We start from the raw sequence: 14,694 nt of genomic DNA on the forward strand, positions 1-14,694 counted from the left end.
TTATTCGTGATTCTCTGATTTCGGCAGCTTCACTACTACCTGGGTACCACCACCTGCGCGGGCAGCGTAACTAATGCCATATTCAGGGCCAAAATGCAGATGTATACGCTGGTTGACATTGCGGATGCCATATCCGCTGGTCGGATTTGGATTTTCTTCATCGAGAATCCACATAATTGCCTCAAAATCAACTTCTTTGTAACCGTTATCTTCTATGGAGATAAGGATGTAATCCTCCTCCATCCAGGCTGTAATAATAATCTCGCCGTCTTCTCCCATATTCTTCACCCCATGAATGATGGCATTCTCGATCAACGGCTGCAAAGTGATCTTCGGAATCAAGTTGCTCTTAATATCCGGATCAATATTCATCTCAACCCGAAAAACATAATCATACCGGTGCTGCTGGAGCTTGATATAAGCTGAGGCATGTTCCAGTTCTTCCTCCAGTGTAATCAACTCTCTGCCACGACTGAGACTAATCTTCATCAGCTTGGACAGCTGCTTGACCATCTCGGCAGATTCCGCATTACCTTCAAGTGATATTTTCCAATATATGCTCTCAAGTGTATTATATAGCAGATGGGGATTGATTTGTTGGTAAAGCAACTGCAGCTGCGATTCTTTCTGCTTCAGTTCCATTTTATACTTGTAAGTAATCAGGCCATTAAGCCTTCGGGCCATGTCATACGTGGAAGTGATTAGCACGCTGACCTCGTCATTGCTGCCCCACCTTGGCGTCTCTGGGACACGATTGCCAGGTTCGTATTTACGCACGAAAAAGGCTAGCTTTTGCAAAGGCGTCATCAGGGAACGCCAGAAATATGTAATAATGATCAGCCCGAATACCGCATAGGCGATGGTGATATATTGTATGACCCTCTTCATCTCATTTTGCTGCTGTAAAAGCGCTTTTACAGGAACCTTGTAGACAAGCTTCTGACCCAGGGCATGGTTGTTATTGACCACATAAATAAAATCATTGGTGATAACATCCACGATACCTTCCGGATCTCCCTCCTCTGCCCCTTCCGGCAGTTCAATATGGTCACCTAAATTGTTAATCGTAGAAGCAAGTACAAGATTATTCATATCTGTGAGGTAGATCTCACCGTCAGGCAGGGATATCGATTTCAGCGATTCACTGATTTTGGACTCCATTTTGGTCACGACCAATACGCCAATGGTCCCTTCTCCCCGGTAAATGTTGTTGACCGCCCTGACATAGGTTAGTGTCTTGTTATTCTCGGCTTGGGCGCTGAGTCTGTCCATAAACTGCAGATAGCCCCGCCCTTTCTGCTGCACCGCCGATTGGAACCAACTAGGCTCCTCTTCCTTGGAGAAAAAATAAACTCCCGCCTTCTTGACCTGCGGAAAGTTCGGGGCAAAGAAATATTTATCCTCCGGATCGTATACATAGAGCGAGTAATAAACAACATCATCCTTGCCGGTACCCTGAGAGTAGCTGAGCAGCAGCTTTTCTATAGCCTCATAACGCTTGAACGAATCCATCACAATTTCATTGGTTTTTGTACTCAGCTGTTGAATCAGCGGGTTCTGAATGATGGTGGTGGTGATCTTGTTAACGGTCTCAATATCTCGGTTAATAATCGTAAAGTTCTGTTTATTCAGCTCCACATATGCATTCGTAACATGACGCTTGAGAATGCCCTCGGCCTTCAAATTGCCGTAGCTGTTCAGAATCAGAATGGGAGAGATCATAATCAGGAAGAGCAGGATTAACTGCTGCTTGACGTTCAGTTTCACAAGTGGCTTAACAAGTCTTGACCACATAAGGCACACCTCCAGCTTCATACTATAACAAACGCTATATGCGTCATATATGTCTATTCTAAAGTTTTTTAGGAGTATTTGTATCTATTTTTCTACTAAAGACAAAATAAAAGCTACGCCATGATCCAGCCAGCGAAAGTGGACTGCTAAATTTTCAGTTATCCGTTAACTTTTGGAGGATATTTGAAAATCTCAGTTATACAGCTACAGCACAAAAAAAGACTGGAACAGCCCGTCAGAACGGCTCCAGTCTTCTCTGAACACGTATTAGTACATTATTATTGCGTATATCCATTTAAGTCAAGCCATGAAGCGCAAGTCTCCGTCCAGCCACTAGTATGCTGTTCCTCCGTAGCCAAGCCTAGGCCATGTCTTCCGTGTGCATAGACATGCAGATCGAACGGAATACCATGACGTCTCAGAGCTGCGGCGAAAAGAAGGCTGTTCTCAGCCGACACGCCTTCGTCATCCGACGTATGCCACAGAAAGGTTGGCGGTGTGTCCGTTCCTACTTGCAGATCGCTGCTCATTAGATCCACCAAATCACCTTGCGGGGAAGAACCCAGTAAATTGTCCTTGGACCCTTTATGTACCACCTGATCATCCATAGAAATTACCGGATAACATAGAATCATAAGATCCGGACGGCTAGACACCCGTTCCACCGGATCAATATCCTCTGCATTGCCCTTGTCAAACAACACGCCAGCCGTAGAGGCCAAGTGACCCCCTGCGGAGAATCCAAGAATCCCGATTCGGGCGGGATCAATCCTGAATTTCTCAGCGTGCAAGCGCACTGTACGCATCGCCCGCTTGGCATCCAGAAGTGCATTTGGATATTGGTAGGGCGCTACGCGGTAGCGCAACACAAAGGCTGAAATGCCCAGGCTGTTGAGCCAGATGGCTATCGGTTCCCCCTCATGATCTGCACGCATCCCGTAAGCACCACCGGGGCAAATCACAACTGCGGCATTGCCGTCCCCTTCGACAAGATAAGGTGTAATAGCCGGACAATCCTCGTCACTAGTACCCACAGCTCCGGGAGCACCGTCAGGCCATAAAAGAATGGTCTCCATTTCTCATCCCTCAATCTTCCTTCATAGACTTGTCATTATGAGGGAATTCCCTCACAATGACATCAGTCTATCAAGTTAGAGGAGTTCATGCAATCCGGCAACAACAAGATCCGCTTCCTTAAGGATTTCTGGATTGCCGATTCCGACTACCTTCATTCCTGCCGCTTTTCCTGCTTCCACACCCGCTTCTGCGTCTTCAAACACAATACATTCCTCCGGCTGCAATTTAAGCTCTACAGCCCCGGTGAGGAACACTTCAGGGTCAGGCTTAGCGTTAGACACTTTGTTGCCATCAACTACAGCATCGAACAATTCCGTAATGTTCAGCTTGTCAAGAATGAACATGGCATTCTTGCTTGCTGAACCAAGCGCGATACCAACACCGCGTTCTCTAAGACCTGTAAGATATTCCTTCACGCCAGGCAGCAGCTCGGACTGATCCAGCTTGTTGATGAACTCTACATACAGGCGGTTTTTCTTATCCGCCATCGCCAGCTTCTCTTCCTCTGGGAAATCAAGACCGCCTACCTCCAGCAGGATATCGAGTGATCTCATCCGGCTTACGCCCTTGAGCCGTTCGTTATCCGCCTCTGTAAATTCAAAGCCAAGCTCACGGGCAAGCTCTGCCCAGGCCAGAAAATGGTATTTCGCCGTATCTACGATGACACCGTCCAAATCGAAGATGGCACCTTTCATATTTTGCAGCATGACATTCTGTCCTCTCTATGTGTTGATCATATATCTATTTTGTAGCTGAAAATACATCACAATGCTGATCGGGTTATACCGCAGCCCCTGCGGTCTGAAGTTTCAGCTCCACGCCCGGCTGGCATAACTGCGGCTCTGCGCCATCTACAACAAAGTTTAATGCACTACTGTTGCCAGCTGCAGCCGTAATCGTTACTTCTCCGCGGCTGATTCTCAGCGTATAGGTTCCTCCGCGCAAGACCACCGGGAGCTCCACTGCCTCCCATTTCTGTGGCAAGGAAGGTTTGATATGCACGGTATCACCGTCGAAATGCACGCCGGCAAAACCAAGTACCGCTGCCATCCACGCGCCGCCGTTCGCAGCCGGATGCGTTCCGCCAATATAAAGATCGCCTACGTATTGCTTTGATTCACCTGTCAAATCCACTGTAGCGGTCCGCATAAAGTACGGATATCCCCAATCGGGAGAGCCGATATCAGCAGCAACCAGCGCATAAATGCACGGACTGAGACTGGAGCCATGCTCGGTGCGTGGCTCGTAGAATTCCCAGTTCGCCTTCTTGACTTCTTTAGAGAAGGAATGCTTGAACAGGTTCATCATGAGCACAACGTCTGCTTGCTTCAGGATTTTGGTTGTAGTAGCCAGACCGTTGCCGCCGCCCCAATATTCGTTTTTATTCAGAACACGTGATTTCAGATCCGCCAGCGTGACTTCTTCAAGGGTATGATAACGGTCAAATTGTTCAATGACAAGCGTCTCTTCATCAGGCTGTGGAACATAGAAGCTCTCCAGCATCGAACCGATCTCGGTCAGGAATGGACCGTCTGCGAACTGAGCCGTCAATTTTTCAAACTCGGCAGGATACTTCTCTTTGAGCAATTCCGCCGTCCGTAGCGAAATTTCCAGACTTTCCTTGACCAGCGCATTCGTGAAGGCGTTGTTGTTAACACGTTCATGATATTCATCCGGTCCGGTCACATCCAGAATTTCATAACGCTTCTTGACTGGATTGTAGAAAGCGTAGGAATAGAAGAATCTGGCGCACTCCCAGATTACCTCTGCTCCGCCATCCACCAGCAAGCTGTCATCACCGGTAAACTGCACATACTGCCAAATACCGTGGACAACATCCGCACTGATATGCACCTGTTTATCCCGGAAATAAGTACGCATAGGCCGTCCAGTGAACACATCGTTCACGTTGAACAGGGTACAGGCATCGTCACCCGTATCCTGACTCTCCCAGGCATAGAACGCACCAAGGAAGCCATATTCCGCTGCCTTGCGGCGGGCTCCATCCAGTGTGTGGATACGGTACATCATCAGATTGCGAGCGGTACTCGGATCACTGTGAAGGAAGAACGGAAGCATGAACATCTCTGTATCCCAGAACACTGCTCCCTTATAGACTTGCCCGGACAAACCGCGCGCCGGAATGGAGACCTTCTCCGATTCCGTTGGGGCAATGATCAGCAGCTGATAAATGCTGTATCTGAGCGCCATCTGTGCTTCATCGTCACCTTCAATGATCACATCACTGCCCACCCAACGATCTTCCCAACGCTTACGATGTGCTGCAAGCAGCTCATCATAACCTAATTTAGCCGCCGCCTGAACAGCCTCTACAGCATTGTCTACCGGTGCTTTACCGGCATCAAGGCCAGTGTATACCGACACATACTTGTTCCATTCGTAGGTTTCGCCTGCCTTGGCATCCAGCAAGAGCTTGCGGATGGCCAGACCATCCACAATTTGCTGCTCTCCAAAGCCAAAATCAGCGATTTCTGCCACGGCAACCGGAACGTTCAATTCTCCAGAAACCGCACTAGAGATCAGTACATCGCCCTCGGCATATTCTTTTTTCTCGAAAAGGTGAGGACCGTTGATATCCCACACCTCTCCGTCGATTCCTGTCTCAATATCAATCCGGCAATCGATTGTGCTGCTGACAGTAAGTTTGCTGAGAAGCAGATGCAGGTTATCCATGCTTGCAAAACGCTCGGCGGTAACGGTCACCGTGCCGCCCTCAGGCGTACGGTACACAGTCTCACGACGGTGGATTGCACTGCGGAAATCCAGCTCTTGTATGTGGGATACCGGTTCGGTATCAAGCACACTGAGCGGCTGGCCGTTGCAGGAGATGACCGTGAACAGTCCATTCGGAGCGTTCACAGGCTCACGCCATTTCTCACCAGCTCTATCATAGAGGCCGGCCAGTGTCACCGCGGACAGCTGCTCCTTGCCGAATTCTTCAAGTGTGCCGCGATAACCCATATAGCCGTTGCCGGTCATATATTTGTTCCCGTTCGTCGTTATCTGGTTCTTGTCGAAGCTCTCTTCTCTAACTGTCCAGTTCAACCTGCAATCATCCCTTCGCCCAGCGGAAGCACCGTACCGGAGGCATCCACTTTAATCCGTTGCCCGTACACAATAATCTCAGTACTACCGCCGCTGATGGCTTTCAGACTAACGTTATCCTTGCTCACAACAATCTTCAGCAGCACTCCCTCGTACATTACCTGGAAGCTGTAGGATGTCCAACGCTCAGGCAGGGATGGCTGGAATGACAGGCGCTCGCCGTCAGAACGCATGCCGCCAAATCCGTACACAATGTTCATCCATGCCGCAGCAATGGAAGTCGTGTGAAGTCCTTCACGGGTATTGCGGTTATAGTTATCCAGGTCAAGACGTGTTGCGAATTCGAAGAAGTTGTACGCTTCCTCATGCTTGCCGATTTCGCTGGCAAGAATGGAGTGAATCGATGGCGACAACGAAGACTCATGGATACATCTTGACTCATAGTATTCATAGTTAGCTAGCTTCTCTTCCTTGGTGAATTGCTCACTATACAGGAACATGAACATCAGCACATCCGGCTGTTTGATCATGTCATAGCGGTACAGGCGATCGTACGACCAGTTCGAATACAGCGGGAATTCAGTGACTGGAATGGAGTGAATATCAATGTGAGGCATATCAAAGAATCCGTCATGCTCCTCATATACTCCAGTTTCCTTATCTACAGGAATCTTCATTTTTTCTGCCTTGTTGCTCCAGTCGCCCAGTTCTTCCTCACGCAGTTCCACTTTAGCTGACAATTCAGCGAACTCGGACGGCGCCTTTTCCTTCATTTCCTGAATCGCTTCCAGGGCAAATTCGAAGGATTTTTTAGCCATTAGGTTGATATAGCAGTTATTGTTCACCATCAGTTGGAATTCGTCTGGTCCCATAACTCCAAAATAACCGTATTCACCAGTACGTTGTCCCCATTGACCGCGTGTTGCATAGAAACGGCTGATCTGGATCAGCATTTCTACCCCTTTGCTGAATAGGAACTCTTTGTCTCCAGTATTCTTGACATAGTGCCAAATACCAAAGGATACTGCCGTACCTACATGCAACTGCAGGTTGGAGTGCTGCCACAGATCACAGCTTTCCGTTCCGTCGATGGTAGCGATCGGGTAGCAAGCACCTTCGCAATCCACATCTTTGGCGCGTTGCATAGCTTCAGGAAGCGTTCTGTAGCGGAACTCCAGCAAGCTCTTGGCCGCTTTCGGATTGTTGAACATATAGAATGGAAGACAGTAGGACTCTGTATCCCAGAAGGCCAATCCGCGGTATACTTCCCCCGTCAGACCCTTGGCTCCGATGTTGAAGCCGGGATGGTCTCCATGGTAGGTCTGATACAGTTGGAAAATACAGAACCGGATACCCTGTTGGTTCTCAGGATCGCCTTCGATACTAATATCACTGGTCTCCCAGATTCCGTTCCAGTAAGCTTCTTGCTCCGCAAGTACAGCCTTCTCTTCAAGACTCGATGACGCCACAGCCAGACCCAGACCTTCACTCCACAGCTCTTCGGCACTTCTTGCGGATGTGCTGTCTGCGCAGTTGATAGCAAACTTCGTAAAGTGTGCAGTTTCACCTTGGGTCAATTCCAGTGAGAAGCTCTGTCCAATGAATTTCTCCCGTTCAACACGTGCCGTTTCAAGCGGCTGGGAAGCTTTCAATGTGAAGCTGGAGAACAGCTTGTTGCCGGTATTTATGGTGCTCGCCAAAATTGCCGAGATTCCATCTTGCTCTCCGCTGCGAACAGGGTTCCACATGCTCACGCCGCGCTCTTCATGAATGATATTGAAATCAAGACCCGCAATGATATCCACACTTCCGGAGAAGTTTAGCGGCTCAAATGCAACTTGCTGCAAACCAAGGTGAGACATAGTCATGCTGACAAGACGGGTGAAAACAAGCTTCAGGCTTTTCCCATTCTCCAGATGCCATACAAATTCCCGGCGGTAGGTGCCCGTACGGAAATCCAGTTTACGTACATAATCCGAAATCTTGCTCTTAGCCAAATCAAGCTGTTCGCCGTCTACAGCGATACGTGTATGCAGCCAGTCCACGGAATTGACCATATACCGCAGAGAGCGAATAATTCCTTTATAATGGTTGCCGATGTCCAGCTGTTCATTTAAACCGTTGAAATAACTCCCGATAAGACTGTCACCGCTGTATCCTTCTTCAGCGTATCCACGTACGCCCATGTATTCGTTACCTAGTGAAAAGATAGATTCGGAAACCCGGTTCCGCTCCGTGTCGAAGCCCTCTTCGATAATTGCCCACGGATCCACCTTTAGATATTTGTCCGCTACTTTAGCCATGTATGATTTCTCCTTCTCCTGAGTTTTGTCCGCCCGCCCTTATAATCACAGAGCTCCAGACGCTCAACTCTAGGATATCGTCCGGCTTTATTGTCGCCAATGTCCGGCTGTAACAGAGTTATGTGCATTTATACGAAATTATGAGAAACCAGTGTACAAACCAACCTCTTTTGCAAAAAAGACAACAAAAAAACAACCAAATCCCACTATATGTGTATACTGGTAATGGCTGTTTTGCTATGCACCTTAGTTACCCTTTATACTCCTAATGTCGCGAAAATCATATTAAATCTCACACATTTGAAGTGAAAATAATCACAATGTTAAAAATTCGACACTTTTAAGGGCTTTTTTTTACCCATATCTGGCCAATTTCAAGGTATAATTAATTTAAAATTTACTGAAAAACTGAGGGAATAAAGGGGATGTCGATTATGATCAAGGAATACCACAATGCTATCGAAGCCCATGGCAATACGAAATGTTTCTCCGAGCAGAACTTCAACAGACTTCTCGTTACAATGAAAGAACGTACAGTCCCTGAAGGATCACACCTTTTCTGGGAAGGCGACTATTCGGATAAACTATTTTACATCAAACGTGGACGTGTGAAATTAACCAAATCTACCGATGAAGGTAAAGAACTCATTCTCTATATGTACCAAGCTGGCGATATGGTCGGTCAAGCGGATCCTTTCTTCAGCACGAAGCACAGCTTTACAGCCGAAGTCATTGAAGACAGCGAAGTAGGCGTCATAGAACACAAGGATCTGGAGATTCTCATCTGCCAGCACTGCGACTTTGCCATTGACTTCATGAAATGGATGGGTATTCATCATCGTCTGACACAAACTAAATTCCGGGATCTAATGATGTATGGTAAACCGGGTGCACTCTGCTCTACGTTGATCCGTCTGGGCAACACCTATGGTGAGAAGAGCGGCGAGAACATTCTGATTAACAAAAAAATAACGCACACAGACCTGTCTAATATGATCGGTGCCACCCGTGAGAGCGTGAACCGGATGCTGAGCGATCTTCGGAAGAAAGACGCTGTGGAATATGAGAATGGCATGATCGTCATCAAGGATCTGGGCATGCTTCAGGAAATTTGCCATTGCGAAATGTGCCCGGGAGAAATTTGCCGAATTTAACGCCCTAATCTAATACCCTCTATTCACCTCATTGAATCATACCTGACCCAAGAAATTTCACGGAACTTAATAGAGTGGTCAAGACGCCTTGCGGGGCGTCTTTTTTTACGGCTGTACTGGCGATCTACGATGATGACAAAGGCCAAATAAGGGGCTTTTAGAAGGACCAAACGACATGGACAGTCCTCCAAATGTAAAAAACCAGGAAGTCCCCGACCTGCTGGAGACATCCTGGTTTAAAAAGTGTAACTTTGTTGAGTAGCATTGTGCTCAGCAAAAGACGCCCTTTAACTCTACGTTTGATGTTGCGTTTGCTTTTGTTTTATCTCTAGCTCTAGCTTTTACCTCTAATATACTCTTTAGCTTTGCCTCTAGATTTTCTTACCCGCGCCGCGCAAAGGTGAAATCAGCCAATAGGCCATACCGACAAAGACGCCGCCGCCAATAATATTACCGAGCGTTACAGGAATCATGTTGTGCAGCCAGCCTGCCAGCGAGATCGTTTCGGGATGACCTGGAAGCAGCAGCGCTACGCTCAGCAGCGTCATATTCGCTACACTGTGCTCATAGCCGCTGGCGATGAACGCGAACAGACACCACCAGATCAGCACCAGCTTGGCTGTCTCACTCTTGGCCCGCGAGGACATCCATAACGCCAGGCACACCAGCCAGTTACAAAGAATGCCGCGGAAGAACAACTCTGAGAACGGCAGACTCATTTTTTTAGCAGCAGCCGTGAAAATTAGATGTTCCGCCGGAGCCGCCTTGAATAGCCCCGTCCCTTGAATCAGAAGAGCAAGAACTATTGCACCCGCCAGATTGCCAAAAAAGACGATCACCCAGTTTTTCAGTGTATCCCCGATGCTCGTTTTGCCTGCAAGCGTGCTTGCAGTAAAAAACATATTATTGCCGGTAAACAGCTCCGATCCCGCAAAGACAACAAGGCTCAATGCGATCCCGAAGGAAGCCCCCATAATTAGTGATTGAAATGGCGACTTGAGTGCTGCCAGCGGCGCTCCCAGTGAAAAGATAAGGATAATGCCGATCCCTACATAGGCCCCTGCCAGTAGTGCTGCCAGAAAATACTTGGGCAGACTTTCATTCATTTTATCCCTTTTGTAAACAGCTGCTTCAACGATGTTCTCCACATTTTGTGCAAACATTAACTTTCACCCCGCTGTTTCTGGTTCACCATGCTTATGAATCTTAACCGGTCAGGCTACACGCTAACCTTCACCTGATTTTCTTCAATCTGAACGGAATAGGTCACCACTCTGCCCTGATCTGGTGCCTGAACCTCTCCAGAGCGCAGATCAATCTTCCAATCGTACAAGGGATCATAGAGATAATAGCCGGATACGATTCCTTCCGCGAGCGGTCCGCCCTTCGGGTGAGGGCTCTGATTCTCCACAGCATAAAAAGTCCCGTCAGAGGTGCGGAAAACAGCCAGCTCAGTCTGTCCCGCCCTAACTACCCGGCCGATCTGTGGTAGAAAATCCTGCACTGCGCCGATCGCATATTCCTGCTTCGTCATTTCCATCGTTCTCGCTCCTTTAAGATTATTCCTTCCTCATTCCGGCCAGCTTGCGCATGGCTAGACCTTTGCTGTCTCGAACAGAGCCGAACGGGTGCTGTCATCGTTCAGGATTTTTTTCCAAGGATCGCTAACCTGGGCCAGGGCAAAATCAATTCGTGCCGCCAGTTCCTTGCGGTTACTCTCATTGTTCAGAATAACGTTCTGAATGTTCTCAAGTCCCATTCTCTCTACCCATTCGGAGGTTCTCTCCAGGTAGTTGCCAGTCTCCCGGTAATACTGCATCACGGCTGAGCATACTTCAATCAATTCCTCATCGGTCTTGACCTTGCAGAATGAATCTGCAATCCGCGGCTTGATCCCGCCGTTGCCCCCGATGAAGACCTCCCAGCCGCCATCATTGCCGACGATGCCGATATCCTTCGTGCAGGATTCCGCACAGTTGCGCGGGCAGCCGTTGACCGCCATTTTAAATTTAGCCGGGAAGTCCAGGCGTTCATACTTGCGTTCCATCAAAGCCCCCATCCCCATAGAATCCTGGGTGCCAAAGCGGCAGAACTGTGATCCCACACAGGTCTTGACGGTACGCAGCGACTTTGCATAACCATAACCGGACGGCATATCCAGCTCTTCCCACACCTTGGGCAGATCCTCCTTCTTCACACCAATCAGATCGAGGCGCTGTCCGCCGGTAACTTTGACCACTTTAACGTCGTACTTGAGGGAAACGTCGGCGATTTTTTTCAAATCCTCCGGTGTAGTCACCCCGCCGTACATCCGCGGAATTACAGTATAGGTACCGTCCTTCTGGATATTGGCTCCCATTCTCTCATTGACAAAGCGTGATTCCTTCTCATCCTCATAGGTGTCGGGATAAGTCATACCCAAATAATAGTTAATAGCAGGACGGCACTTGGAGCAGCCCTCCTCCTGGGCCCAGCCCAGCACATGCATGACCTCTTTACTGGTTTTTAGACCTTTGGCGTGAATCTCTGCCACGATCTCATCGCGGTTCAGGGAAGTACAGGTGCAAATGCCCTGTTTGGCACTTTGCTGGAAACTGTCACCAAGTACAAATTGCAAAATCTGCTCAACCACAGGTTTGCAGCCGCCGCAAGAACGGGTTGCGCCTGTGCAGGCCTTGATCTCGTCCACCGTCGTGAAGCCGTTCTCGGTTACCGCATCTACAATAGCTTTCTTCGTCACACCGTTGCAGCCGCAGACGATTTCTTCATCGGCCATAGATTCCACAGATAAGCCCTTTTTGGCCTCCCCATTTCCGCAGCAGCCGGTTCCCATAACCTCGGCATAGATATCATCCGTCATCTCCGCGCCTTGCTTCACAAGCTTCTGTAAGTTGGCCGATTCTGTCACATCTCCGAACAGAACAGCGCCGACGATAATATTATTTTTCAGCAAAATCTTCTTATATGTTCGTTTCCATTCATCTTTGGCAGAGATCACCGTATGTTCGGGGGTATCTATGAATTCGCCAGCAGAAAATACATCCACACCGGAAATCTTCAGCTTAGTCGATACCACGGAACCTTCATATGGCTTCGTGTCTACATTGCACAAATGCTTCGCAAGCACCATCCCCTGCTCAAACAACGGCGCGACGAGGCCATAGCATACACCCCGGTGCTCCGTACACTCGCCCACAGAATATACTCCCACTGCGGAGGTCTGAAGATAGTCATTCACAACAATGCCGCGGTTAACTTCAAGCCCACTGTCTCTCGCCAACTGCACGTTCGGCTTAATCCCGACAGCCATGACCACAAAATCAGCCGCCAGCTCACTGCCATCACTGTAGCGCAGCCCACTTACCCTCTGCCCGCCGGTCAGCTCTACCGTCTGCATACCCATCGCAAACTTCACGCCTTGGCGCTCCAGTTCGGCTTGCAGCATTGAAGATGCGCTCCGATCCAGCTGGCGCTCCATCAAATCTTCCATCAGATGCACGACAGTGACATCCATGCCCAGATTGACCAGCCCTTTGGCCGCTTCCAGTCCGAGCAGTCCCCCGCCAATTACAGCTGCTTTGTTATACTGCTGCGCTGCCTCCAGCATAGCCTCACAATCCGCAATATCGCGGAAGCCTACTACTCCCTCCTTGTCGCTGCCCGGAACCGGCAGAATGAACGAATTCGATCCAGTGGCAATGATTGCCTTGTCGTACGGAATCACCAAACCGCTGTCCGTGTAGATCTGGCGTGATGCTGTATCGATGCGCGTAGCTGTTGTTCCCGTATGCAGCGTAATCCCATTGTCTTCGTACCAGTTCCAATTATTTAGAATAATATCCTCGGTAGTCTTGCTGCCTTCAAGAACATAAGAAAGCATGATACGGTTGTAATTAGGGTGAGGTTCACTACCGATCACGGTAATCTCATACGCACCGCCAAGCTTTAAAATCTGCTCCACAGTGCCAATTCCAGCCATCCCGTTGCCGACTAATACCAACTTTTCTCTGCTTGCTGTCATGGTTAGGTACCTCCTCAATGCTTCTGCATGCTCTCTTGTTACTTCCATATACTGAAAGTATACATTTCAAATTTAAACCGTGATTGTGATTGCAGTCACAGTATTTGTGAATACTTTCACAATATATTTAACAACTAACCATCTATATAAGATGAACAACAGAAAGTAACAAATAGCGAGGAGGAACGAAGGGGGAGGTTTGGAACTGTAGGAGCGAAGCACTCGTCTGAAAGCTTTCCGTAGGAATGCTAGCATCGGAAGCATGGGCTGTAGCCAGATTTCAACCGCTACAAGCGGTTTACAAGGAAGAAATCTGGTGACAACAGCGACCGGAAGTCCAAACATTCCACCGTAGTGACGACAAGCATACGTTGGAATCTTATGTTCATCTTATCTATAACAATCCCTGATGAACGCAAATGAAATAGCCAGACCCCCTTTTTCTAATAGGCGATCTGGCCGTTATGTATTGTTATTATCGCAACCCTAAGGAAATCTCCAACTCATCCATCGGCCGAAGTTTCATGTCCATCCCGTTGTCCAGCAGCTTTTTTCCATTTACTCGCAATTTCCATATTTCACTGGACAGTGGTGTATGTCCCTTCACCGCCTGTATTCTCTGGTTGTCTTCCGACAGTTGAACCATTCCGCAGCTTTTCAGCAGGCTTCTCACAGAGAGATCACTTGTAAAGCTCATTACGTATATATGTGTCAGGTTCTCCTGCTCACTCCCACCGTTCACGTATAGGAAGACTGAATCCGGGTCTTTGCCTCCGGCATCCGACTTTGCCATAATCACAACACGTGCGCTTGAATTAACGGGACTGCTCTTCCAATTCGTATTACTGATTACCTTGCCGTCCATTTGTACTTCCCATTCCATTTCTGGCCCCAGGGACACATTGCTTACAGCGAGAATCTTCTGTCTGTCTTCCGCAAATACAGCAATACCGCTGCCCTGCAACAGTTCAAGAATCGTGATTCCTTTTCTATAAGTGCCGCTCAACAATCTTTCTGTGCTGTCAGCCAGTTCTCTGCCGCCAACCATTAAAGAGAATGTCGGCCCCACAGGCTCTGTAACCATTTCCGCTTTGGTACCTAGAGCGGAGGAGCATCCCCCCAAGGTCATAATAATAATCACTCCTAGCAACAAACGCCCCAACCCTACCATGGGCATTTCCAGCACCGCCTTATCTTCCCGACAACATCCGCTAGTAGTGTCTCAGGCTGTAATCACTTCGTATTTCGTCTCATTTTAGGATAACCGAAGCCAGCCATG

10 protein-coding genes are annotated in these 14,694 nt (G+C 48.4%); 1 reads left to right on the top strand and 9 read right to left on the bottom strand.

What is annotated here, in order from left to right; translation table 11 throughout:
- From ACFVU8_RS11095 to ACFVU8_RS11115, 5 genes are all read right to left on the bottom strand, one after another.
- The gene (locus ACFVU8_RS11095; RefSeq protein ID WP_379465682.1) at positions 1-1,794 is read right to left on the bottom strand and encodes a cache domain-containing sensor histidine kinase; all 1,794 of its coding nucleotides are present in this window, start codon (positions 1,792-1,794) and stop codon (positions 1-3) included.
- A gap of 278 nt (positions 1,795-2,072) precedes the next feature.
- Positions 2,073-2,870, bottom strand: a complete 798-nt coding sequence (locus tag ACFVU8_RS11100) for an alpha/beta hydrolase (RefSeq protein WP_387427378.1) — start codon at positions 2,868-2,870, stop codon at positions 2,073-2,075.
- 75 nt (positions 2,871-2,945) lie between these two features.
- Complete coding sequence (gene pgmB, locus ACFVU8_RS11105) at positions 2,946-3,578, bottom strand: beta-phosphoglucomutase (protein WP_387427379.1); 633 nt, start codon at positions 3,576-3,578, stop codon at positions 2,946-2,948.
- 73 nt (positions 3,579-3,651) lie between these two features.
- Positions 3,652-5,937 (bottom strand): glycosyl hydrolase family 65 domain-containing protein, encoded by a 2,286-nt coding sequence (locus ACFVU8_RS11110; RefSeq protein ID WP_387427380.1) that lies wholly within the window; start codon positions 5,935-5,937, stop codon positions 3,652-3,654.
- Positions 5,934-8,240 (bottom strand): glycoside hydrolase family 65 protein, encoded by a 2,307-nt coding sequence (locus tag ACFVU8_RS11115; protein ID WP_379465686.1) that lies wholly within the window; start codon positions 8,238-8,240, stop codon positions 5,934-5,936. Before ACFVU8_RS11115 ends, ACFVU8_RS11110 begins: the two co-directional genes overlap by 4 nt.
- Positions 8,241-8,674: 434 nt before the next feature.
- Between ACFVU8_RS11115 and ACFVU8_RS11120 the strand changes: the two genes are divergently transcribed.
- The gene (locus ACFVU8_RS11120) at positions 8,675-9,394 is read left to right on the top strand and encodes a Crp/Fnr family transcriptional regulator (protein ID WP_217622451.1); all 720 of its coding nucleotides are present in this window, start codon (positions 8,675-8,677) and stop codon (positions 9,392-9,394) included.
- Between the two features lie 371 nt (positions 9,395-9,765).
- Here ACFVU8_RS11120 and ACFVU8_RS11125 read toward each other — a convergent pair whose 3' ends face one another.
- The 4 genes from ACFVU8_RS11125 to ACFVU8_RS11140 all read right to left on the bottom strand — a co-directional run bounded on the left by ACFVU8_RS11125 (position 9,766) and on the right by ACFVU8_RS11140 (position 14,592).
- Positions 9,766-10,557 carry a formate/nitrite transporter family protein gene (locus ACFVU8_RS11125; protein ID WP_387427381.1) on the bottom strand — a complete coding sequence of 264 codons (792 nt, stop codon included), beginning with the start codon at positions 10,555-10,557 and terminating at the stop codon, positions 9,766-9,768.
- A 56-nt stretch (positions 10,558-10,613) separates the two neighbouring features.
- Positions 10,614-10,934, bottom strand: a complete 321-nt coding sequence (gene nirD / locus ACFVU8_RS11130; RefSeq protein WP_387427383.1) for a nitrite reductase small subunit NirD — start codon at positions 10,932-10,934, stop codon at positions 10,614-10,616.
- A gap of 54 nt (positions 10,935-10,988) precedes the next feature.
- Positions 10,989-13,415: a nitrite reductase large subunit NirB gene (gene nirB / locus ACFVU8_RS11135; protein ID WP_387427385.1), complete on the bottom strand. Its 2,427-nt coding sequence runs from the start codon at positions 13,413-13,415 to the stop codon at positions 10,989-10,991.
- 475 nt (positions 13,416-13,890) lie between these two features.
- Positions 13,891-14,592, bottom strand: coding sequence for a hypothetical protein (locus tag ACFVU8_RS11140; RefSeq protein WP_387427386.1), 702 nt, complete (start codon positions 14,590-14,592; stop codon positions 13,891-13,893).
- Between the last annotated feature and the right edge of the window lie 102 nt (positions 14,593-14,694).

The organism is Paenibacillus sp. NPDC058177 (genome assembly GCF_042883835.1).
In the GTDB taxonomy this organism is placed as follows: domain Bacteria; phylum Bacillota; class Bacilli; order Paenibacillales; family Paenibacillaceae; genus Paenibacillus_AQ; species Paenibacillus_AQ agri.